The sequence below is a fragment of the Pseudomonas parafulva genome (genome assembly GCF_002021815.1).
In the GTDB taxonomy this organism is placed as follows: domain Bacteria; phylum Pseudomonadota; class Gammaproteobacteria; order Pseudomonadales; family Pseudomonadaceae; genus Aquipseudomonas; species Aquipseudomonas parafulva_B.
The window spans coordinates 2,168,628-2,191,914 of sequence record NZ_CP019952.1 but is presented as its reverse complement, the minus strand read 5'-3'; the positions used below and the strand labels follow the sequence as shown (position 1 = coordinate 2,191,914).

General features: G+C 62.9%; 15 protein-coding genes. 2 read left to right on the top strand and 13 right to left on the bottom strand.

The genetic code is table 11. The features are described 5' to 3' along the window. Window positions 1-34: 34 nt before the first annotated feature. From B2J77_RS09900 to pgm, 4 genes are all read right to left on the bottom strand, one after another. Window positions 35-2,440, bottom strand: a complete 2,406-nt coding sequence (locus tag B2J77_RS09900) for a TonB-dependent receptor (RefSeq protein WP_078478538.1) — start codon at window positions 2,438-2,440, stop codon at window positions 35-37. 117 nt (window positions 2,441-2,557) lie between these two features. Further along, complete coding sequence (locus tag B2J77_RS09895; RefSeq protein ID WP_078478537.1) at window positions 2,558-3,514, bottom strand: FecR domain-containing protein; 957 nt, start codon at window positions 3,512-3,514, stop codon at window positions 2,558-2,560. Beyond that, window positions 3,511-4,023 carry a sigma-70 family RNA polymerase sigma factor gene (locus B2J77_RS09890; RefSeq protein WP_058605405.1) on the bottom strand — a complete coding sequence of 171 codons (513 nt, stop codon included), beginning with the start codon at window positions 4,021-4,023 and terminating at the stop codon, window positions 3,511-3,513. Before B2J77_RS09890 ends, B2J77_RS09895 begins: the two co-directional genes overlap by 4 nt. 78 nt (window positions 4,024-4,101) lie before the next feature. After that, complete coding sequence (gene pgm / locus B2J77_RS09885; RefSeq protein ID WP_058638324.1) at window positions 4,102-5,739, bottom strand: phosphoglucomutase (alpha-D-glucose-1,6-bisphosphate-dependent); 1,638 nt, start codon at window positions 5,737-5,739, stop codon at window positions 4,102-4,104. Between the two features lie 229 nt (window positions 5,740-5,968). On the opposite strand from pgm, the gene B2J77_RS09880 reads away from it, so the two are divergent. Then, window positions 5,969-6,616 (top strand): DUF1345 domain-containing protein, encoded by a 648-nt coding sequence (locus B2J77_RS09880; RefSeq protein WP_078478536.1) that lies wholly within the window; start codon window positions 5,969-5,971, stop codon window positions 6,614-6,616. 307 nt (window positions 6,617-6,923) lie between these two features. After that, window positions 6,924-7,184 (top strand): DUF1652 domain-containing protein, encoded by a 261-nt coding sequence (locus B2J77_RS09875; RefSeq protein WP_058638326.1) that lies wholly within the window; start codon window positions 6,924-6,926, stop codon window positions 7,182-7,184. Here the strand turns inward: B2J77_RS09875 and B2J77_RS09870 are convergent. The 9 genes from B2J77_RS09870 to B2J77_RS09830 all read right to left on the bottom strand — a co-directional run bounded on the left by B2J77_RS09870 (window position 7,181) and on the right by B2J77_RS09830 (window position 23,226). Beyond that, window positions 7,181-9,253 carry a putative bifunctional diguanylate cyclase/phosphodiesterase gene (locus B2J77_RS09870; protein WP_078478535.1) on the bottom strand — a complete coding sequence of 691 codons (2,073 nt, stop codon included), beginning with the start codon at window positions 9,251-9,253 and terminating at the stop codon, window positions 7,181-7,183. The two genes, B2J77_RS09875 and B2J77_RS09870, sit on opposite strands and share 4 nt — an antisense overlap. Before the next feature lie 146 nt (window positions 9,254-9,399). After that, window positions 9,400-10,887 (bottom strand): efflux transporter outer membrane subunit, encoded by a 1,488-nt coding sequence (locus B2J77_RS09865; protein WP_078478534.1) that lies wholly within the window; start codon window positions 10,885-10,887, stop codon window positions 9,400-9,402. Then, a complete protein-coding gene (locus tag B2J77_RS09860) occupies window positions 10,884-13,991 on the bottom strand; it encodes an efflux RND transporter permease subunit (protein ID WP_058605399.1) in 3,108 nt (1,035 codons plus the stop codon). The genes B2J77_RS09865 and B2J77_RS09860 overlap by 4 nt, the downstream gene beginning before the upstream one ends. Window positions 13,992-14,022: 31 nt before the next feature. After that, complete coding sequence (locus B2J77_RS09855; RefSeq protein ID WP_058605398.1) at window positions 14,023-17,118, bottom strand: MdtB/MuxB family multidrug efflux RND transporter permease subunit; 3,096 nt, start codon at window positions 17,116-17,118, stop codon at window positions 14,023-14,025. Beyond that, window positions 17,115-18,389: an MdtA/MuxA family multidrug efflux RND transporter periplasmic adaptor subunit gene (locus B2J77_RS09850; RefSeq protein ID WP_058638330.1), complete on the bottom strand. Its 1,275-nt coding sequence runs from the start codon at window positions 18,387-18,389 to the stop codon at window positions 17,115-17,117. Before B2J77_RS09850 ends, B2J77_RS09855 begins: the two co-directional genes overlap by 4 nt. A 218-nt stretch (window positions 18,390-18,607) precedes the next feature. Further along, window positions 18,608-19,108: a thiol peroxidase gene (gene tpx, locus B2J77_RS09845; RefSeq protein WP_058638331.1), complete on the bottom strand. Its 501-nt coding sequence runs from the start codon at window positions 19,106-19,108 to the stop codon at window positions 18,608-18,610. Window positions 19,109-19,261: 153 nt separating this feature from the next. Next, window positions 19,262-20,542, bottom strand: coding sequence for a serine/threonine transporter (locus B2J77_RS09840; protein WP_078478533.1), 1,281 nt, complete (start codon window positions 20,540-20,542; stop codon window positions 19,262-19,264). A 313-nt stretch (window positions 20,543-20,855) separates the two neighbouring features. Next, the gene (locus B2J77_RS09835; RefSeq protein ID WP_078478532.1) at window positions 20,856-22,052 is read right to left on the bottom strand and encodes an aromatic amino acid transaminase; all 1,197 of its coding nucleotides are present in this window, start codon (window positions 22,050-22,052) and stop codon (window positions 20,856-20,858) included. A gap of 148 nt (window positions 22,053-22,200) precedes the next feature. Continuing rightward, window positions 22,201-23,226 carry an Ldh family oxidoreductase gene (locus B2J77_RS09830; RefSeq protein WP_078478531.1) on the bottom strand — a complete coding sequence of 342 codons (1,026 nt, stop codon included), beginning with the start codon at window positions 23,224-23,226 and terminating at the stop codon, window positions 22,201-22,203. Window positions 23,227-23,287: the final 61 nt, after the last annotated feature.

Below are 23,287 nucleotides of genomic sequence, written 5' to 3'. Positions count from 1 at the left end.
CGCAGTCTTGGCCCCGGGCTTCTTGCAGGCCGGATCAGAAACCCAGCGTGGCGGACAGCAGGTAGGTGCGTGGTGTCGACAAGGTCAGCCCCGGCTCGGCGTCATCCGGTGCGCCTGCTGAGCTCCAGTAACGATCATCGAGTACGTTTTCGACGCTGGCGCGTAGGGTCACCTGCGTGTCGTCCAGCTTGAACGCATACCGTGCCCCCACGTCATAGCGCTCCCAGCCGTCGATTTTCTTGCTGTTGTTCTGGTCCAGGTACTGGGAGCTCGAGTGCGTGCCACGTGCCGTCAGGGTCAGCCCCTGCACACCCGGCACATCCCATTCGGCACCCAGGTTGACGTTGTACGCGGGCGTTGCAGGCGCACGGTTGCCATCGTAGGCACCTCCGACGGTATCGGTCAGCTCGCTGTCGATATACATCACCCCGCCCAGCACACGCACCCCTGTGGTGGGTTCACCGAACACGTTCAGCTCCACACCGCGGTTGTTGCGCTTGCCATTGGGGCCGAAGACCCGGGAGCCGGGGTTGGTTTCATAGGCAGGCTGACGGATTCTGAAGGCGCTGGCCGTAAACGCCACTTTGCCCAGGTCATACTTGGCACCCACTTCCACCTGGCGGCTGGTGAAAGGTGGGAATATCTGATCCTCGTTGATCGACGTGGACGGTGCGATCTTGCCTTGGCTCAAGCCCTCCATGTAGTTGGCATACACCGACAGCTCGTCCGTGACCTTGTACAGCACGCCACCGGAGGGCGAGACCTTCTTCTCGTCATACGCCGTATCGCCTTTGACCCCATCACTCCAATCGTCCACCTGCACCCGCTGCCAGCGCAGCCCTAGGGTCAACAGCAATCGGTCATCGAAAAAGCCGAGGGTGTCGGACAACGCCAACCCGGAGAACCGGTTCTCGGTGTAATCCTTCGAATCGAGCCGCGTTGGGGTACCTGGCGTCGGCGTAGCCGTAGGATGGTAGAGGTTGCCGGGTGAGGAAGCGTAACGAGCCCCCCCATTGGTGAAGTCCATGTAGTAATACGTTGCAGCCAGGTTGACCTCGTGGCTGACCGTCCCAGTGTGTAACCAGGTTCTCAAGCCTGCCAAGGCGGTGCGCACCGATTCATCCCTGCTGAAATCGCGGGGCTGGATGGTGAAGTCGCCAGCATTGTTAACCAGAGAAACGTTATGGCGCAGGAAATCGTGCCGGCTCTCCCTGGCACCCACTGCGCCATAGGCCAGCACAGAATCGCTGAGATCATATTCGGCGTGCACTGCCCCGAAGGTATCGTTGGTGCGCGCCTTGCTCCACGCCTGGGCGTAGTTGCGGTGCACACCGCCAGCACGCGGTACCTGGGCGCGGGGCCCAACCAGCACACGTTCCTGGGGGGCATCTGTATCACGCTCGGTATGCCCGAGGTCGGCCGAAAGCCGCAGGCGTTCGCCGCGAAAATCCAGCCCCAGCACGGCCATTTCGCGGTCCACTTGCTGGTGGTCCCACTCGGTATCGCCGGACTGTTTCACCGCATTCAGACGCATGCCGAACTGCTGCTGGTCGCCGAACCTTCGCCCTACGTCAACGGCCCCGCCTACCTGGCCCGCCGAGGCGTAGCTGCCGGTGAACTCGGTGATCGGCGTGTCACCGGCGCGTTTGGGTTGGATGTTGATGCCGCCGCCGACGCTGCCCCGTGGTGCGATGCCGTTGATCAGTTGGCTAGGGCCCTTGATGATGTCGACCCGTTCGGCCATCTCCATATCGATCGAGTAGGTAGGCAGCAAGCCATAGAGGCCGTTGTAGGACACATCACTGTTATACAAGCTGAAACCGCGAATGGTGAACTGCTCGAAACGCCCACCGGCCGGGTTGGTGGCACGAACCGAAGGGTCACTGGCGACCAGTTCGCTCAGGGTGCGCGCCTGTTGGTTCTTCACCAGATCGCTGGTGTAGCTGGTGATGCTGAACGGCGTTTCCATGAAATCGCGCGCACCCAGCAAGCCTTGTGCGCCCTGGCGAGCGACCTGACCGCCTGCATAAGGGAGCGCCTCGTCGGTGGTCGGTGGGCCGCCGACGATGCTGGTAGGGGCTATTTCCAGCGCGCCCCCTTGCTGCGGCGACGGCACGAGCGTAAAGGCATCGTGGCCCACAGATACCCATTGCAGACCGCTGCCGCGTAGTAATTGCCTGAAGCCTTCATCGACGCTGTACTGGCCGGCCAGCCCTTCACTACGCAGGCCCTTGACCAGCGCCGGGTCCAGCGACAAGCTGACCCCTGCTTGATCGGCGAAGCGGGTCAAGGCCGCCCCCAGGCTCGCCGCTGGCACTTGGTACGTGCGCCGGGCTGGCTCGTCGGCCCAGGCGGGGGTGCCCAGTAGCAGGCTCATGGCGAACAATGGGCGAGCTGCGCGCACCCATGGGCGCAGGTGAATGGACTTTACTGCAGGCATCGATGAGGCTCCCCTTTATGGTGTTCTACGGGTAATGACAGGCGAGCACGAAAAAGGGGACAGCATCGCGTTGATATCACGTGCAATGCGCCGCAACGCAGCGCTCGGGTTCGAGCCTCAGGCAGTCGTTGCTCGCGGCACCAGCGTGATCCAATAGCGGGTACGGGCCACCACCTGCACCGGCAGGCTCGCGGCGAGCAGCGCCAATACCCGGTCGGTGTCATCCAGGCGGAAGGTGCCGGTCACCCTGAGCCTGTCCAACGCCGGATCCCAGCGCAGCACGCCTGGGCGATAGCGGCTCAACTCCACCAGCAGGTCGCCTAGACGTTGATCGTCCAGGCGCAACACGCCATCTCGCCACCCCAGTCGCCAAGCGTGAAGAGGACCGACATTTCGCAGACCTGACGCCAGAACGGCAGCTTGCTGGCCGGCGGTGAGGCGCAGGCGATCACCCTTCAGCGGCTGAACGTCTGCCCGGCCCTGGACAACTGCAACCTGACACCCTGGTTCGACCAGGCGGATGCACACCTGCCCCGGGCCAAGGGTTGCACCACCCACTGTCACCTGACCTGAAGGCACCTGGATGGTCAGGGGTTGAAGGCCAGGCGTGTCGACTGAAACTTCGCCGCGTCGCAACCACAGTCTATGATTGGCAGCGTCCACGTCGACAGCGCTGTCGGTGTTCAACTGCACCTTAGTGCCATCCCCCAGCGTCATGAGCCGCCGTTCACCCACACCCGTACGCAGATCAGCAGCCCAGGCCTCAAGGGGCAATTCGCGGCTCAACCACCAAGCCGTAGGCACCAGCGCTGCCAAACCGAGCATTTGAACAAGCGCGGCACGTCGGCCGTGATCGGGACGGTCAAGGGTGGCCATGGCCAAACTGGCAGGCAACCCGGTAAAGCGCTCACGCAAGCGCAGCGCCTGCTGCCAGGCAGCCTCATGCACAGCGCTTTGCCCCCGCCACTGCTCAAGCCCGGTCAAGTCCGCCTCGCGGGTATCGCCTGAATCGATGAGCGCCAGCCACTGGGCGGCCTCGCGCAACGCCTCGCGTTGGTGCACAGGTGGGCTCACTGAAGTTCGGCCAACAGGCAGTGCTCGTAGGCCTGCGCCATGTAGCGCTTGACCGAACGCTCACAAACACCAAGCCGGCTGGCGATTTCGGCGTAGCTCAGCCCTTCGAGCTGGCTTAGCAGAAAAGCCTTGCGCACGACCGGCTTCAAACCGTCCAGCAATTGATCGAGCGCTTGCAGCGTTTCAAGCAACAACCAGCGCTGTTCGGGCGAAGGCGCGTGCTGTTCAGGCAGGTGCACCAGGGCCTCAAGGTAGGCTTTCTCGAGGCTGCGGCGTTGGTGAAGGTTGCTTAGAAGTCGCTTGCCGACCGTCAGCAGGTAGGCGCGTGGCTCGCGGATGTCGGTCAACGGCTGGGCGCTGGCCATCACGCGAAGGAAGGTATCCTGACTTAGGTCGGCCGCATCCCAGGCATTGCCCATGCGCCGTCGTAGCCAGCCTTCGAGCCAGCCGCGGTGCTCCCGGTAAAGGTCAGGGAAGCTTTGCGTGGGCGGCGGCGCGGCTTCGAACATGGACAAGTCCCTGCGATGGTGTAAATAGGATTAATTCTAATTTACATCTCATCGCAGGGCCAAGCCCTTTATCACGGCTTACGCAATGGCCGCATCTACCAGCACCTGGGCTTCCTGAACCAATCGTTGCAAGTGGGCTTCGTCGACAAAACTTTCCGCGTAGATCTTGTAGATGTCCTCGGTGCCAGACGGGCGGGCCGCGAACCAGCCATTGGCGGTGATGACCTTAAGACCACCGATCGCCTGCCCATTACCCGGCGCGTGGCTCAGGATCTGCAGGATCGGCTCTCCAGCAAGCTCGGTAGAGGTCACCTGCTCAGGCGCAAGCTTGCTCAACAACCCTTTCTGGCGGGCATCAGCCTTGGCCTCGACGCGGGTAGCGAACGGCTTGCCCAGCGCCTGGGTCAGCTCGGCGTACGCCTGGCTCGGGTTACGTCCCGTCCGAGCGGTCATCTCCGCAGCCAGCAAGGCCGGGATGAGGCCATCCTTGTCGGTTGCCCATACCGAGCCGTCGCGGCGCAGGAACGAGGCGCCCGCACTTTCTTCGCCACCAAAGCCCAGCGAGCCGTCGAACAGGCCTTGGGCGAAGAACTTGAAGCCCACGGGTACTTCGTACAGCTCGCGGCCCAACTGTTTGGTCACCCGATCGATCAGGCCGCTGGACACGACCGTCTTGCCGACGGCCGCGTCAGTGCGCCACTGTGGACGGTTGCGGTACAGGTAGTCGATGGCAACGGCCAGGTAATTGTTAGGTTGCAGCAAGCCGTCGGGCGTGACGATGCCATGGCGATCATGGTCCGGGTCGCAGGCAAAGGCCACGTCGAAGCGCTCGCGCAGGCCGATCAAGCCCTGCATGGCGTAGGGTGACGAAGGGTCCATGCGAATCTGGCCATCCCAGTCGACGCTCATGAAGCGGAACGTCGGGTCGACCTCGGTGTTCACCACTTCCAGGTCCAGTTGATAGTGCTGGGCAATGGCCGACCAGTAGCGCACCCCTGCCCCACCCAGCGGGTCCACGCCCAAGCGCAGCTTGGCTGCACGGATGACCTCGAAGTCGATGACGTTTTCCAGGTCTGCCACATAGTGGCTGATGTAGTCGTGACGATGGGTGGTAGGGGCCTGCAGGGCCTGGGCGTGGTCGATGCGCTTGACCCCCGCCAGCCCGGCTGCCAGCAATTCGTTGGCCTTGGCTTCGATCCACTTGGTGACGTCGCTGTCGGCCGGGCCGCCGTTGGGCGGGTTGTACTTGAAGCCACCACTTTGCGGCGGGTTGTGCGAGGGCGTGATCACCACGCCGTCGGCCAGGCCGTCCTGGCGCCCACGGTTGTAGCAGAGGATGGCGTGGGACACCGCCGGCGTCGGGGTGTATTCGTCGTCCTTGGACAACATCACCTGTACACCGTTGGCAGCCAGCACTTCCAATGCACTCGCCGCGGCAGGCGCCGACAGCGCATGGGTATCAGCACCGACGAACAGCGGGCCATCGATGCCCTTTTCCTGGCGGTACAGGCAGATGGCCTGGGTGATGGCCAGCACATGGTGTTCGTTGAAGCTCAACTCGAGCGAAGTACCCCGGTGCCCCGATGTGCCGAAGGCGACACGCTGGCTCGCCACGCCAGCATCCGGCCGGCCGGTGTAGTAGGCCGTGAGTAGGCGGGGAATATCGACCAGCACGCTGGCTGGAGCCGGCTTGCCTGCCAAAGGACTGAGCGTCATGCATTAACCTCGAGTTCAGCGAAATGTGGGGGTTAGAGCGTGCAGTGTACTGAGAGTTGCAAGTGCGCGCGATGCAGTGCACGAAAGAAACCGTGGGTATCGCTCAAGGGCAATTCGATGCCTACCGCTGTCGCTGCCCAGGGAGCGTATCGAGGCCCTGCCCATGCGGATCTTGGCACACGCCGAGCGGTCAAAAACCTTGTCAAGCACACCCCTGCTGTGAGGCACCATGGCTTTCTATCGTCTAACACGCACCCATCCTAGATTGAGCCTGGCCATAGGCGTAGGGTTGCTGGGCGCCTGGCTGGTCCCTGTCACTGACCCTGTGCAACGCCTGCTGGCGGGTTGGAACATTGGCGTTTGGTTGTACCTGATGCTGGTACTCTGGCTCAGCTGCACCGCAAGCCCTGCAAAGGTTCGCAGGGTGGCCCACAGCGAAGACGAAAACGCAGGCCTGGTGCTGCTTACCGTCTGCATCGCGGCAATCGCCAGCCTGGTTGCCGTGACACTGCAGCTGGTGTCCAGCCGCGGGCTGCATGGCAGCGCATTGACGGCTCACTACTTGTACACCGGGTTCACCGTCGCAGGCTCCTGGCTGCTGATCGGCTGCATCTTCAGCCTGCACTATGCGCGGCTGTTCTATGCAGAGACGGCCACGGCGCCGCCTTTACGCTACGCCGATGGAGAAACCCAGCCGGACTACTGGGACTTTCACTACGTGTCGTTCACCATCAGCGTGGCCGTTCAGACATCCGACGTGGGTGTAGCCGGTAGAGCGATGCGGCGGGTGGTACTGGCCCACTCGCTCGTGGGGTTCGTGTTCAACACCGCCATCCTCGGTTTCACCATCAATATTGCGGCTGGATTGCTTGGGTGACCGTCCGCCGGTCGGATTTCACGAATTCAAGCCGTACTCGGCCTTATAGGTTCCAAGAGCCCGTCGCGCGTACCCACGCCGGGCCTGGATCAGGGCGCTCGGTGCGCTCGCCAGGGGGGGCAAAATGTGAAGATGCGCCTTGACCTGCTTCTGAAAGTCCTCTGCGCTGTATTGCAGATCATGCCCTGCAACATTTGTCACATTTGCAAGTGAGAATGCCGTCAACCAGGTGCTATGGTTACTTTCCCGGCAGCCACAGTACGCGGCCGCCCTTCACCAGCTTTCAGTCACGTACAAGGAGGCTCGGATGAACAAGATGACCTTCCCCAACGCCTGCCAGGTCATGCGCTGGCACTTCCATCCTCTGGGCTTCGAAGCCAACATGGATGCGCCGCGCAGCATGGTAGCGCGGCTGTTCGACAGAAGCACGGGCGAAACCTTGCTGGCCATAGCGGGCATCCCCTGCATGGCCATCATGGCTGCCAGCGATGTCGAGCGCATCATCGAAGCGGTCGAAGCCGAACTCGAAGCCTTCCAGCCCGCGCCCCTGCTGCGCAACGCCAGTTAACCCATGGCCGGGCCAGGGCTCGACTCCAGCAACTGCTCGGCCGGCACGGGTCGGCCGAGCAGGTAGCCCTGAAGCGCATCGCAGCCCAGCCGCGTCAGGAAGGCTTGCTGACCGGAGGTCTCGACCCCTTCTGCAACGATTCGCAGCCCCAGTGCGCGGCCCAATGCTACGATGGCCGACACGATGGCCGCATCCTCACCCTCATCCTCCAGCTCGCGTACAAAGCCTCGATCGATTTTCAGCTCGTTGGCCGGCAAGCGCTTGAGGTACATCAGGCTGGAATAACCTGTACCAAAGTCGTCAATTGACAGGTCTACGCCCATGTCCGAAAGCTGCTGAAGGACAGTCAGGCTCACCTCCACGTCCGACATCGCCGTGGTTTCGGTGATCTCCAATGTCAGGCAGTTGGCGGGCACTGCATGGCGTTCCAGAGCGCGCGCCACGCTATCGAGCAGCCCCGCGTGGCAAAACTGGATGGCCGACAGGTTGACCGCGATCCGCCAACCCTCGATACCTTCATCCAGCCACAGGCGCATCTGGCGACATGCTTCGTCCAATACCCAGTCACCGATGGAAATGATCAGGCCGGTCTTTTCCGCAAGGCTGATGAAACGGTCAGGGCCCAAGAGCCCGTGCTGCGGATGCTCCCAACGCAGCAGCGCCTCGGCGCCGATCGGTTGACACTGTTTGGCGTCGAACTTGGGTTGGTAATGCAGACGAAATTGCCCCGCCGCCACTGCCAGGCGCAAATCCTGCACCAACTGCAACTGCTGCCGGGCATTGCTGTTCATCGAGGCGTCGAAAAAGCTGTAGCCATTCTTGCCTACCCGCTTGGCGTGATACATGGCAGCGTCGGCGTTGCGCAGCAGTTCGTGCTGGTCCTGACCGTTGCCGGGGTACAGGACGATACCCAGGCTGGCCGAAAGCTGCAGGTCATGCTCAGCCACCTTGAAAGGCCGTGAGACCAGGTTCACCTGCTTGATGGCAACGTTCATGGCATCGCTCGGGTCCTGCAACTCGACCAGCAGCACAAACTCATCCCCGCCGATGCGCGCCAGTGTGTCCTGGCTGTGCAGGTGCCCGCGCAATCGCGTCGCCACAGCTTTGAGCAGCAGGTCTCCGGCATGATGGCCAAAGGCATCGTTGACCGGCTTGAACCCGTCCAGATCAATGAACATCAGCGCAAAGCAACCGCCCTGCTCTGCTACCTTGGCGATGGCCAGTTCGATGCGGTCAGCCAGCAGGCTGCGATTGGGCAGGCCTGTAAGCGTGTCGTGCAATGCCAGCTGAGTCAGCTCCTGGTTGGCCAGGGTCAGCGACCTGGCCAGCGCCGCCGTGCGGGCCTCGAGGCGCGCGTCCAGCACGGAGGTCAGCAAAGCCACCAGCAGCACCGCAAAGGTCGTGATCAGGACAAGCGATACCAGGCCATCCCCCTCAAGGCCATCGGGCAGCGCACCGCAGAAACTGCCCTTGGGAAACCCAGCGGCCGCCATACCGGTGTAGTGCATGCCGACGATGGCGATCCCCATGAGCACCGCTGCCAGCCCACGGATTTGACGCACGTAGGGGGTCTGTCTGCGCAGCCGGAACGCGATCCACAACGCCGCCGCCGAAGCGCCCACCGCGATCAGCAGCGAAGCCAGAAACAGGCTCGGGTCGTAGTCGATGCCGGGTGTCATGCGCAGCGCTGCCATGCCGGTGTAATGCATGCTGGCGATACCGGCTCCCATGATGAGCGCGCCGAGGGCAAGCTGCAGGGCGGGCAAGCTGGGCTGGCTGACCAGCCAGAGGGCGAAGCCCGAGGACAGCACCGCGATCAGCAGCGAGCATGCGGTCAACGTCAGGTCATAGCCCAGCTCGATTGGCAGCTGCAAGGCGAGCATGCCGACAAAATGCATCGACCAGATGCCGGTTCCCATGGCCAGCGCCCCGCCGATCATCCACAGCGAGGCGGCATACCCCCTGGCGGTGGCAATACGTCCAGCAAGGTCCAGGGCCGTGTAGGACGCCAGGATGGCCACGCACAAGGAAATCAACACCAGCGAAGAGGAGTAGCTAGCGGTCAGCATTTTGCGAAGTACCAAGGAGCCGGCAGAGGTAGGCACGAAAGGCCGACCATTGTACTCAAGCTTTGGTAAAACGCACGGTGTTTCGGCATATCAAATGGCCATGTCGACGGTAGGTCTGTACGTCGACATGGGTCAAAGGTTACGCATCAATCCTGGTCGGCGAACGCCCCTCGTGCATCCCAGCCACCGCCCAGCGCTGCCACCAATTGGACACTGGCAACCAAGCGGCCCTGCAACAGGTTGAGCACACTGCGCTCGTTGCTCAGCGCGGTGGCCTGAACATTGACCACATCCAGATAACCGATCAAGCCGGCCTTGTATTGATTTTCCGTAAGCCGCAGCGATTCGCGGGCGGCCTCCAGGGCCTCCTGGCGCACCACGGCTTCGTCCCCGTACACCTTCAGTTGCACCAGCAGGTTCTCCACCTCCTTGAAACCATCCAGCACGGTCTGGCGGTACTGGGCGACCGTCTGATCATATACGGCTACGGTACGGTCCACCTCGGCGTTGCGCCTGCCTGCATCGAACAGGGTGAGCGCAAGCTGTGGTCCGACCGACCAGTAACGGTTGGGCAACTCGATCCAGTTGTTGAAGCTGCTGCTCGAGTAACCGCCGTTAAGGCTCAGGCTAAGATCCGGAAAATAGGCCGCGCGCGATACGCCGATATTGGCGTTGGCAGCCATCACATTGCGCTCGGCAGCGGCGATGTCGGGCCGCCGCTCGAGCAGTTGCGATGGCAGCGCCACCGGAATTTGCGGCAATGCAGGAATCGCCTGGCTGTCGGCCAGGGCAAATTGCGCAGGCGTCTTGCCCAGCAGCACGGCAATAGCGTTCTCGAACTGGGCGCGCTGCCAGATCAGGTCGATCAGGTCAGCCTCGGTGCTCTTGAGCTGGGTGCGCGCCTGGGCCACCGCGTCGGGGCCGGCGATACCTGCGCGGTATTGGTTCTGATTCATCCGCAGCGAGCGCTCGTAGGCGGCCACCGTGGCTTGCAGCAGGCGCTTCTGCTCGTCGATGACGCGCAGTTGCAGGTAGTTCTGCACCAGCTCCGACTGCTGGCTCAAGCGCATGGCGGCAAGGTCGGCCAGGCTGGCCTGAGCACTGGCCTGGTTGGCATTGAGCGTCTCGCGCAACTTACCCCACAAGTCGATTTCCCAGCTGACTCCCAACTGGGCGTTGTAAGTGTCCCGAATGCCGCTGCTGTTATTGGACAGGCTTGAGCTGGAACTGCCAGTGCCCTGGGCCGAGCGGTTCTTGGCCACGCTCAGGTCGAGACTTGGAAACAGTCCGGCGCGGCTGCTGCGCACCAGCGCCTGGGCCTGGCGATACTGCGCCTCGGCTTGCGCCACACTCTGGTTGTTGCGATTGAGCTCATCGACCAGTGCGTTGAGTTGCGCGTCGCCATAGATCTCCCACCAGGCACCACGGGCGATGGCGTCAGAAGGCGTTGCCTGCGTCCAGCCTTCGGCATGCTTGAATTGCGCCGTGCCGGTCATTTCCGGACGGTGGTAGTCCGGGGCCAATGTACAGGCGCTGAGCAAGGCGGCCCCCAAGGCTGCCCCCAGCAAACGCGAGCCGCGAACACGGCTGAGCACTTGCAGGGCACGATGAAGCGGAGTCTGGGCAAAAGTCATAGCGGGTTTTCCAAGGCCGCGTCGGTGCGCACACCGCGCCAACGGTTGTAGCGGTGACGCAAGCGGTCCAGATACAGATAGACCACAGGCGTCGTGTAGAGGGTCAGGACCTGGCTGAAGACCAGGCCGCCGATGATGGTCAGCCCCAGCGGCTGACGCATCTCCGCCCCTTCTGCCTGGCTCAGCAGCAGAGGCAAGGCGCCGAGAATGGCCGCCAGCGTCGTCATCAGGATTGGGCGCAGGCGCAGCAGGCATGCGCGGCGAATGGATTCCTCAGGCGACAGCCCCTGGTGACGTTCAAGTTGCAGGGCCAGGTCGATCATTAAGATGGCATTTTTCTTTACCACCCCGATCAACAGGAACAGCCCCAGCAGGGAGATCAAGCTGAATTCGCCACCGGTCACATACAGCGCCAACAAGGCACCGACGCCGGCCGAGGGCAGCGTGGACAAGATGGTCAGGGGGTGGATGTAGCTCTCGTACAGAATCCCGAGTACCAGGTACACAAGCACCAGTGCGCCTAGAATCATGAAGGGCTGCCCCTGTGCGGTCTTGGTGAAGGCATCGGCGGTGCCGCCAAGCTTGGCGATCACCCCTTCCGGAAGGCCGAGCTTGGCCACGGCACGCTCGACTGCCGCCAGCGCCTGGTCGGTGCTGTAGCCTTCGGCGACGTCGAAGGCGATGTCCTCGGAGGCGAACTGGTCTTCGTGGCTGACCCGGTCGTTGGCCAGGCTGTTCTCATAGTGCGCGATGGTCGACAGCGGCACCCGTGCGCCCTCGGCGGTAATCACCTGCACCTGCTCCAGCGTACTGGGATCCCAGGCATACTTCGGGTTGATCTCCAGCACTACCTGATATTGGTTGAGGCTGTCATAGATGGTGGAGATCTGCCGCTGGCTGTAGGCATTGTTCAGCACGGTGGTGACCATCTGCATGTCGATGCCCAGGCGCTTGGCCTGGTCGCGGTCCACCACCAGCGTCACCTGCTGGGTGCCCGCCCCGTCGCGTGCGTCGATGGCGGTCAGCTCGGGCAAGGCGCGCATGGCCGCGACGACCTTGGGGAACCACTGGCGCAAGGCTGCCAGGTCGCCGCTCTGCAAGGTATACAGGTACTGCGAGGACGATTGATCACGCCCGCCACCGCCCAGTTGCAAGTCCTGATCGGCCATCAGGAACAGCCGCCCGCCAGGCACCTTGGGCATTTCCTTACGCAGGCGTTCGATCACCTTCTGGGCATCGAGCTTGCGTTCGCTGATGGGCTTGAGCCTGACCAGCACCATGGCGTTGTTGGTACCGCTGTTGCCGCCGATGAAGCCTGCAACACTCTGTACGGCAGGGTCTGCCAGCAAGGCGCGCCGGTAGGTTTCCATCTTGGGCTGCATGACGCTGAACGACAGGCCGTCATCACCGCGGATGAAACCCATGAGCTGGCCGGTATCCTGCTGGGGCATCAGTGTCTTGGGCACCACGACGTACAGCGCCACGTTGACCGCAATGGTCACCAGCAGGCTGATCAGGGTCAGGCGCCGATGCCGCAGCGCCCAGCCCAGGCTGCGGTCATAGCCGGCAACCATGCGCCGGTGCACGGCATCGCTCCACCGTTGCAGGCGAGTCTGTTCGGCCTGGTGCGCAGTCAGCCAACGGGCACACAGCATGGGGGTAAGGGTTAGCGACACCAGCAACGAAACCATGATGGCGGCCGCCAGGGTGATGGAAAATTCCTGGAACAAGCTGCGCACGATGCCGCCCATGAACAGGATCGACACGAACACGGCCACCAGTGACACGTTCATCGACAGGAGGGTGAAGCCGACCTCCTTGGCGCCCAGGAAGGCCGCCTTCATCGGTGGCTGCCCGTCCTCGATATGCCGGGAGATGTTCTCCAGCACGACAATGGCATCGTCCACCACAAGGCCGGTCGCCAGGATCAGCGCCATCAGCGACAAGTTGTTGAGCGAGAAGCCGCACAGGTACATGACCGCGAAGGTGCCAACCAGCGACACCGGCACCGCCAGGCTGGGAATCAGTGAAGCACGCAGGCTGCCGAGGAACAGGTAGACCACCAGGATTACCAGCACCACGGCGATCAGCAAGGTATGCTCCGCCTCCTTGAGTGTGGCCTTGATCACCGGCGAACGGTCCATGGCCACGTTCAGCTCGACGCTCGCCGGAAGTAGCGATTGCAGGGCAGGCAACTGCGACTTGATCTGCTCCACAGTGGCAATGATGTTGGCACCTGCCTGCCGGTTCACGACCAGCAATACCGCGCTCTGGTCATTGAAAAAGCCACTGTTGTAGCGGTTTTCGACGCCATCGGTGATGGTTGCCACATCCGATAGCCGAAGAACCGTGCCGTTCTCCTGGCGAATCACGAGCGGCCCGTAATCCTTGGCGCTTTCCAACTGGTCGTTGGCCCGCACCTGCCAATTGCGCTCGGCATCCTCGACAAAACCCATGGGCCGGCGCTGGTTGGCATTGGCCACCGCGGTACGCACCTCGTCCAGCGCCAGGCCGTACTGGTTCAGCAACTGTGGCTCGACCGAAATGCGCACGGCCGGCAGCGAACTGCCACCGATCTGCACCTCGCCCACGCCCGGCACCTGGGCCAGGCTTTGGGACAGGATGGTATCGGCCAAATCGTACAGCTGCCCTTTCTGCAGCACACTGGAGGTCAGCGACAGGACCATGACCGGCGCCTGGGACGGATTGATCTTCTTGTAGGTCGGCATGCTGCGCATGCCGCTGGGCAGCAGATTGCGGGTGGCATTGATTGCAGCCTGCACCTCGCGCGCAGCGCCGTCGATGTCTCGGCCAAGTTCAAAGCCAATGATGACCCGCGTTGAGCCCTGGTTGGAACTGCTGGTCAATGTGGTAACCCCGGCAATGCTGCCCAGCTTGCGCTCAAGCGGCGTTGCCACGGTCGAGGCCATGACTTCGGGGCTCGCACCCGGCAGGTTGGCCGACACCACGATCACCGGGAAATCCATCTGCGGCAGCGGCGAGACCGGCAACAGACCGAAGCTGACCGCGCCCAGCAGCATGATCGCCAGGCTCAACAGCATGGTTGCCACGGGCCTGCGGATGAATGGCGCAGACAGGTTCATCGGGCCGCCCCTACTGAAGCGCTGCGCGTATTCATACCGGTTCCTGCGCCAGGTCGCGCTTGCCGAAACGACGCCCCAGCCGGTCGAAGTACAGGTAGATGACCGGCGTGGTGAATAGCGTCAGCACCTGGCTCACGAGCAGCCCACCCACCATCACCAGGCCCAGGGGTTGGCGCAGTTCGGCGCCGGACCCGGTGGCCAACATCAACGGCACGGCTCCGAACAGGGCCGCCAGCGTGGTCATGAGGATTGGCCGGAACCGCAGCAGCGCGGCCTGGTAGATGGCATCGCGCGGGCTCATGCCCTGGTGACGTTCGGCTTCGAGCGCGAAGTCGATCATCATGATGGCGTTTTTCTTGACGATACCGATCAGCAGGATGATGCCGATGATGGCGATCATGCCCAGGTCGTTGCCACTGATCAACAGCGCCAGCAAGGCGCCCACGGCAGCCGAAGGCAGCGTCGAGAGGATGGTCACCGGGTGGATGTAGCTCTCATAGAGCACACCCAGCACGATGTACATGGTCACCACCGCCGCGAGAATCAGCAGCAAGGTGCTCGACAGAGATGCCTGGAACGCCTGCGCCGCGCCCTGGAACCGGGTCTGGATGCCCAACGGCATGCCGATGTCCTGCTGAACCTGCTCGATCACCTGCACGGCTTTGCCCAGCGAGGCGCCCTGCCCCAGGTTGAATGACAAGGTGACCGCCGGGAACTGACCGATGTGAGAAATGGCCAGCTGCGCCTGGCGCTGCTCGATGCGCGCCAGCGCCGACAGACGCACCTGCCCGCCATCACTGGCCTTGACGTGGATCGACTCCAGTGCCTGGGGACCGATCACGGCCGCGTCTCGCGACTGCAGCACCACCCGGTATTGGCTGGCCTGGGTGTAGATAGTCGAAATCTGCCTCTGGCCGAAGGCATCGTAGAGCGCGTTGGTGATCTGCGACACGCTGATGCCCAGCCGGCTGGCCATGTCCCGGTCGATCACCAGGTACACCTGCAAGCCATTCTCCTGCAGGTCACTGGCCACATCGGCAAGCTCGGGGCGCAGGTTCAGGGCCTGGACCAGTTTGCCACTCCACTGCCCCAGCAGTTCGGCATCGGGCGATGACAATGTGAACTGGTACTGCGTGCGGCTGACCCGGTCCTCGATACTCAAATCCTGCACCGGCTGCATGAACAGGCGGATGCCCACCAGCTTGTCGAGCTGGGGTTGCAAGCGCTTGATGACATCGCTTGCAGTGACATCGCGCTCCCCATGTGGCTTGAGGTTGATGAGCATACGGCCGCTGTTGAGGGTGGCGTTGTCGCCGTCCACGCCAATGTAGGACGAGAGGCTCTGCACGGCAGGGTCCTGCAGGATGACGCGGCTCAGGGCCTGCTGCCGGTCGCTCATGGCCGCGAACGAGGTGGACTGGGGTGCTTCGGAGATGCCCTGAATGACGCCCGTGTCCTGGACCGGGAAGAACCCCTTGGGCACCACCATGTACAGCAGCACCGTCAACGCCAGGCTTGCCACCGCCACCAGCAGGGTCAGGGGCTGGCGCTTGAGTACCCATTGCAGGGCGCTGGCGTAGTGTTTGATCAACCAGTCGATCCAGGCACCGCTGGCCCGGTAGAAACGGCCTTGTTCATCTGGGGTGGGTTCGCGCTTGAGCAGGCGGGCACACATCATCGGCGTCAGGGTCAGCGAGACCACCAGGGAAATCAGGATGGCCACCGCCAGGGTGATGGCGAACTCCCGGAACAGGCGCCCTACTACATCGGCCATGAACAACAGCGGGATCAGTACGGCGATCAGCGAGAAGGTCAGCGAAATCAAGGTAAAGCCAATCTGCCTGGCGCCTTTGAGCGCCGCCTGCAGCGGCGTTTCGCCTTCCTCGATATGCCGTGAAATGTTCTCCAGCATCACGATCGCATCGTCCACCACAAAACCGGTGGCGATGGTCAGCGCCATCAGGGTGAGGTTGTTGATGGAAAACCCTGCCAGGTACATGACGGCGAAGGTGCCGACCAATGACAGCGGCACGGCGATCGAAGGAATGATCGTAGCGCTGACCCGCCGCAGGAACAGGAAGGTGACCATTACCACCAGGGCGATGGCGATCAGCAGTTCATGCTGAACGTCGCGCACGGCGGCGCGGATGGTCTGGGTACGGTCGGTGAGCACGGACACGTCCAGGCCGGCGGGCAGGTTGTCGGTGATCGAGGGCAGCATGTCCTTGATGCGGTCCACCACCTCGATGACGTTGGCACCTGGCTGACGCTGAATATTCAGAAGCACGGCGTGATTCTGGTTGGCCCAGGCCGCCAGCCGTTCGTTTTCCGCGCCGTCGACGATCTGCGCCACATCCTTCAAACGCAGCGGGGCGCCGTTGTTGTAGGCCAGGATGAGGTTGGCGTATTCCTCGGGCGAGCGCAGTTGGTCATTAGCGTCGAGCATCGAGACGCGTGTAGGGCCATCGAAATTGCCCTTGGGCTGGTTGACGTTGGAGGCCCCGATCAGTGTGCGGACATCCTCCAGGTTGAGCCCGTTGGCCGCCAGTGCATCCACGTTGACCTTGATGCGCACAGCCTGGCGCTGGCCCCCTGCGATGCTGACCATGCCCACCCCGCTGGTCTGGGCCAGCTTCTGGGCCACGCGGGTGTCGACCAGATCGTTGAGCTTGGGCAGCGGCATGGTCTTGCTGGAGATGGCCAGCGTCAGCACTGGCGTATCGGCCGGGTTGACCTTGTTATAGACCGGGGGGGCCGGAAGGTCGCTGGGCAGCAGGTTGCTGGCGGCGTTGATCGCGGCCTGCACTTGCTGCTCGGCCACGTCCATGTTCATGTCCAGGTTGAAGCGCAGGGTCAGGACCGACGCGCCCCCTGAACTGGTCGAGGCCATCTGTTCAAGGCCGGGCATCTGGCCGAACTGACGTTCAAGTGGCGCGGTGACGGCACTGGTCATCACCTGGGGGCTTGCCCCGGGGTACAGGGTCATGACGCGAATCGTGGGGTAATCGACCTGCGGCAGCGCGGCGACAGGCAGCATGCGGTAGGCGATCAAACCGGCCAGCACCAAGGCCAGCATGGTCAAGGTCGTTGCGACTGGCCGCAGGATGAACAGGCGCGAGAGGTTCATGCGCCCGCCTTGCCTGCGGTGCTATCAGCCTGGCCCGGCGCATTGCTTTCCTGGCCCTGCAAATGCTGGCCTGGCGTGGTGGGCACCTGGGCGCTGTCATCGACCACTTCCACCTTGGTGCCTTCACGCAGGCGGTCGGTGCCTTCGAGCACCAGGCGATCACCGGCCGCCAGGCCGTCGAGGATCACGCTGTTTTCACCGTCGCTGGGGCCGACCTTCAGCTTGCGCACGTTGACGGTATTTTCGCCGTTGATCACATAGGCGAACGTCCCGTCGTTACCGAACTGAATGGCGGCGGCTGGCGCCAGCACCACCTGCTTGAGCGTATCGGCAAGCAGGCGCACGTTGACGAACTGGTTGGGGAACAGGGCCAGGTCCTTGTTCTCGAAACGGCCCTTGAACTTGAGGGTGCCAGTGGCAGTGTCGATCTGGTTGTCGATGCTGCCCAGCACGCCGGTGGCCTGCAGCTTGCTGTCGCTCCGATCCCACGCCTCCACAGGCAGGCTGGCGCCGGTGCGATAGCGTTCAAGAACGGTACCCAGTTCGGTTTCCGGCAGCGTGAACGCCACGTTGATCGGCTCGGTCTGGGTGATCACCACCAGCGCTGTGGTGTCGTTGGCGGCCACCAGGTTGCCCAGGTCGAGCTGGCGCAGGCCGACGCGGCCGCTGATCGGCGCGCGAATCTGGGTGAATTCAAGGTTCAGGCGCGCATCGTTGACCTGTGCCTGGTTGGTCTTGACCAGCCCCTGGAACTGGGCCACCTGTGCCTGAGCGGTGTCCAGGGTTTGCTTGGCGATACTGTCCTCGGCATACAGCCCTTTGTAGCGAGCGACGTCGACCTGGGCATTCTTCAGTTGCGCCTGGTTCTGGGCCAGGGTGCCCTCGGCCTGTTGCAGGGCGATGCGGTAGGCACGCGGGTCGATTTCGGCAAGCAAGTCACCGGCCTTTACCTGCTGCCCTTCCTTGAAGTGAATCTTGACCAGCTCACCGCCTACACGGCTGCGCACATTCACGGTATTGGTCGCGGTCACCGTGCCAAGCGCCTTGTAGTAAAGCGGGAAATCGCCCACCCGTGCAGGTTCCACCCTCACCGGGACCGGGTCAGTAGACCCGCCGAAACCGGGCCGCCCGCTTTTGCCGCCCGGCCCTCCAGCAGCCTGGTCGGTGGCTGGCGTGGCAGGCCATAGCCACCAGGCCAGCACTGCGACCAGCAACACGATCAGCAGCGTGACGAGCCAGCGACGGGGAGAACGGGATTTTGGCGCTTGCATGGGTTGAACGAACCTTGTTCGGATTGACGATTCAGGAGGGTGAACGATAAGCACTGTCGACGGCCAAGCAAAGCGCCTTTACCAGAGGTTTACCTTTGCCTGACGTTGCCAAGACCCTGAACTTTAAACGAAAACGGCCCGGAAAAGCGTTCCGGGCCGTTACAGGGTATAGCTTGGAGCGATGGGCAGGCGGAAGGTTCGATCCCTGCCCGGCGCCGTCACTTCAATGCGGCAAGGGCTGCCTCGTAGTCGGGCTCGTCGGCGATTTCAGCTACCAGCTCGCTGTGCAGCACCTTGTCGTGCTCGTCCAGTACCACGACGGCGCGGGCAGCCAGCCCAGCCAAGGGGCCGTCGGCGATGGCCACACCATACTGCTCAAGGAACTCACGGCCACGCATGGTGGACAGGTTCTTGACGTTTTCCAGGCCTTCGGCGCCGCAGAAGCGAGCCTGGGCAAATGGCAGGTCGGCGGAAACGCACAGTACGACAGTGTTGGCCAGGTCATTGGCCTGGGCATTGAACTTGCGCACGGACGTGGCGCAGGTAGGCGTATCGACACTTGGGAAGATGTTCAGCACCTTGCGCTTGCCAGCGAAGTCCTTGAGCGACTTGTCGGCCAGCCCCTCGCCTACCAGGGAAAACGCCGGCGCCTGGGCGCCAACCTGTGGCAGCGAGCCATTGACCTGGACGGGGTTGCCTTTGAGAGTCACTTGAGCCATGACGAAATCCTCGATCTTGGGTTGGGAAAAGGATCACGAGTTAACCATGACGGCCAGCATGTGCCTATGGGGCAAGGTGAATTTGTTGCCGGTGTGGCAACGGCCCGCCCTGGCGCACTTGCCGGGCACCGGGGCGGGCCTGCTGCTGCAGGCTTAGGCCAAGAGGCCGTAGACGACCGAAGTCAGGGCGACCAGGCCGATCACGGTGACGAACACGTTCGACAGCGCCCCGCTGTACTTGCGCATGGCAGGCACGCGGCGAATGGCATACATGGGCATCAGGAACAGCAACACTGCGATGATCGGGCCGCCGAGGGACTCGATCATGCCCAGGATGCTGGGGTTGAGCGTGGCAACGATCCAGCACACCACCAGCATCAGCGCCGCCACCACGCGGTCCAGGGCCTTGGCACCCGGGCGCGCGCCAGTCTTGCCGATGATGCCCTTGAGGCCTTCGCTGGCGCCGATGTAATGGCCTAGGAATGACTTGGCGATAGCGACGAAGGCGATCAAGGGCGCGGCAAAGGCGATGGTCGGGTTGCTGAAATGGTTGGCCAGGTACGACAGGATCGACAGGTTCTGCGCCTTGGCTTCGGCCAGTTGCGCGCTATCGAGGGTCAGCACGCAGCTGAAGACGAAAAACAGCACCATGGCCACCATTAGCAGGTGCGCACGTGCCAGGATCTGGCCGCTGCGCGCGTCTGCATGATCGCCATAGCGGCGTTTCTGGTCGACCGCGAAGGCCGAGATGATAGGGGAATGGTTAAACGAGAACACCATCACCGGGATGGCCAGCCATACCGTATGCAGGAAGGCCGAACCGCTGGGCACCGTGTGGGCGCTGTCAAGAATACCACCGGTCCAGTGCGGGATCAGGTACAGGCCCAGCAGCGCCAGGGCCACGATGAACGGATAGACCAACAGGCTCATGACCTTGACCGTGGCCTGTTCGCCGCAGCGTACGATCGCGAGCAGGCCCAGGATCAGCACAAATGACAGCAGCGCACGGGGTGGAGGCGCGATGTGCAGCTGGTGCTCCATGAAGCTGCTGACGGTATTGGTCAGGGCCACACTGTAAATGAGCAGGATGGGGAAGATGGCAAAGAAGTACAGGACTGTGATCAAGGCGCCAGCCTTGATGCCGAAGTGTTGTTCTACCACGTCGGTGATGTCTGCCCCTTCGCGCCCCGAAAGCACGAACCGGGTCAGCCCGCGGTGGGCGTAGTACGTCATCGGGAAGGCCAGCACCGCCAGCACCAGCAACGGCCAGAACCCGCCAAGGCCGGCATTGATCGGCAGGAAAAGCGTACCTGCGCCAATGGCGGTGCCAAATAGGCCGAGCATCCAGGTGGTGTCCTGCCGGGCCCATTTGCCGAGGCTGGCGGCGGTCGTTTGTTCGTAACGCTGTTCTACGCTTGAGGCCTGCTCATTCATCCGGGTGACGCTCCACTCGCAAGACTGCAACAGGCTGAGAATGACGAAGCGTTGGCTGCGCCCTACTCAACCGGAAAAAGAGGGGCGCGATTGTGCACGGAAAGGTTGCACTTGCGAAGCCTTTTTCGGAGGGGCGGTTGCACTTGTCTGTACAAGCGGTAGGTGCAGCCGGGCGGCCCAGCACGCTCCGCGTGGAGAAGGCCCTGGCTGGCACAGGCGTCCGTGAGCACGGAATGCGGAAATGGAAAGGCAATCGCCGAAGCCACAGGGCGGCCTCGGCGAGGGTTGCTGCAAAACGTCAAGCCTGGGGTGCTTACTGATGTACAGCCGCGAAGGCCTCGGCAACCCGCTGCAGGTTCGCCGGCCGCAGGCCTGACATGCACACGCGGCCACTGTCGATCAGGTAAACGCCAAACTCATCGCGCAAACGGCGCACCTGCTCCACGCTAAAGCCGGTGTAACTGAACATGCCCCGCTGACGCAGCAGGAACTGGAAATCACGCCCCGGCAGCAGCACACCCAGCGCATCGACCAGCGCCTGGCGCATGTCCAGGATGCGGGTGCGCATCACCTCTACTTCCGCAGCCCACTGGGCATTGAGGGCGGGATCGTTGAGCACGCCTGCGACCAGTTGGGCGCCGAAGTTGGGCGGGCTGGAATAATTGCGGCGCACGGTGGCCTTCAGCTGGCCGAGCACGCTCTGCGCCGTGGCTGCATCGTCGCAAACCACCGACAGGCCGCCCACACGCTCCCCATATAGGGAGAAGATCTTGGAGAACGAGTTGCTGACCAGGCATGGCACGCCTGCGCTGGCCATCTCGCGGATGGCGAACACGTCTTCGACCAGACCCTGGGCAAACCCTTGGTAGGCGATGTCCAGGAAGGCGATCAACTGGCGGGCCTTGACCACCTCTACCACTTGCTGCCACTGGCCCTGATCCAGGTCGGCACCCGTCGGGTTGTGGCAGCAGGGGTGCAGCAGCACCACACTGTTGGCAGGCAAAGTGTGCAACGTGGCAAGCATGCCCTCGAAGTCCACGCCACGGGTGGCCTGGTCGAAGTACGGGTAGGTGTTAACGGTGAAACCTGCACCCTCGAAGATGGCGCGATGGTTGTCCCAGGTAGGGTTGCTGACCCAGACTTGCGCCTGCGGGAAATAACGCTTGAGGAAGTCGGCACCGACCTTCAGGGCCCCGGAACCACCGACGGTCTGCACCGTCGCCACGCGACCGCCAGCAACCGCCGGATGGTCGGCACCGAACAGCAGGGCCTGAATGGCCTGGCGGTAGCTGGCAAGGCCTTCCATCGGCAGGTACAGCGAAGCATCGTGATCCTGACCTGCGATGCGCTTTTCCACTGCATCCACTGCAGCGAGCTGCGGCACTACTCCGGCTTCGTCGTAGTAAAGGCCGATGCTCAGGTTGACTTTGTCGGCGCGCGGATCGGCCTTGAAGGTTTCCATCAACGAGAGGATCGGGTCGCCGGCGTAGGCTTCGACATGTTTGAACACAGCGTGCAGCTCCTTGGGATCAGGGCGAGTCAAAAAGGCAGCCAAGAGCATACCCGTACTGGCTGGGAATGGGCACCAACTATCGTGCAAGGGGGATATGCAACACTGCATGATCGGGCGCGGGTCCGCCTACCCTGCCCGGCCGCGATCAGGTGAGCAGATCGCGCAACGCCTGCAGGGCACTGGCGGTGATCGCCACCCCTTCGCGCTGCGCCCGCTCACGCTCCAAGTGCCGCCGCGCACCTGGCATGCGGCTGACACCGGCCGCCTCCATTTGCTCCAGCAGCAGGCGACTGCGCTGGGCGAACCGTTGACCTTGTGCAACCTGCGGGTCGATGACGATCAGCAACTGCCCCGTCCACGGCGTCTTGGCCCCGGGATGGCCGGACCAGTCGAACTCCCACGAAAAATGCCCGCCGGTGAGTGCAGCTGCCAGCAGCTCTACCATCATCGACAGGGCTGAGCCCTTGTGCCCGCCGAACGGAAGCAGGGCACCGCCGTCCAGGATCTTGGCCGGGTCCTGAGTCACCTGGCCCTGCCCGTCCACGCCTACCCCCAGGGCCACTGCCTCCCCGGCGCGGGCTGCCAGCTGCACATCGCCATGGGCCATCGCGCTGGTCGCCATGTCGAATACGATGGGCGGATGCCCTTCGCAGGGCGCAGCGAAGGCGATCGGGTTGGTCCCGAATACCGGCTTGCGTGCACCGTGAGGTACGACGCAGGTCATGCTGTTGACCACGCTCAGGGCAACCAGGCCCTGTTCGGCGAACGGTTCCACGTCCGGCCACAATGCGGCGAAATGGTGGGAATTGTAGATGGCCAGCACTGCGATCCCAGCAGCACGCGCCTTGGCTACCATCAAGTCCCGGGCAGCCGCCAGTGCAGGCTGCGCAAAACCACCCCGCGCATCGACGCTAATGTAGCCGGCCGCCAGATCACTGATCTCGGGCGTAGCCTTGCCGTCCACCCAACCGCTGGCCAAGGTCGAGACGTAGCCGGGCATGCGGAACACGCCATGGCTATGGGCGCCATCACGCTCGGCGCTGGCACAGTTGGCGGCCAGAACCCGAGCCACTGCCGGTGTGCAGCCATGTCGTTCGAAGATCGACTCAAGCAAGGCTTTGAGCTCAGCAAAGGGAACATGCACGACGGGCTCGCGGGTGGGAATGGCCATCAAACTATCCTTCTTCTGATCATGGAGGGTTGAGCTGCACCGCAACAGCTCAGCAGACTAA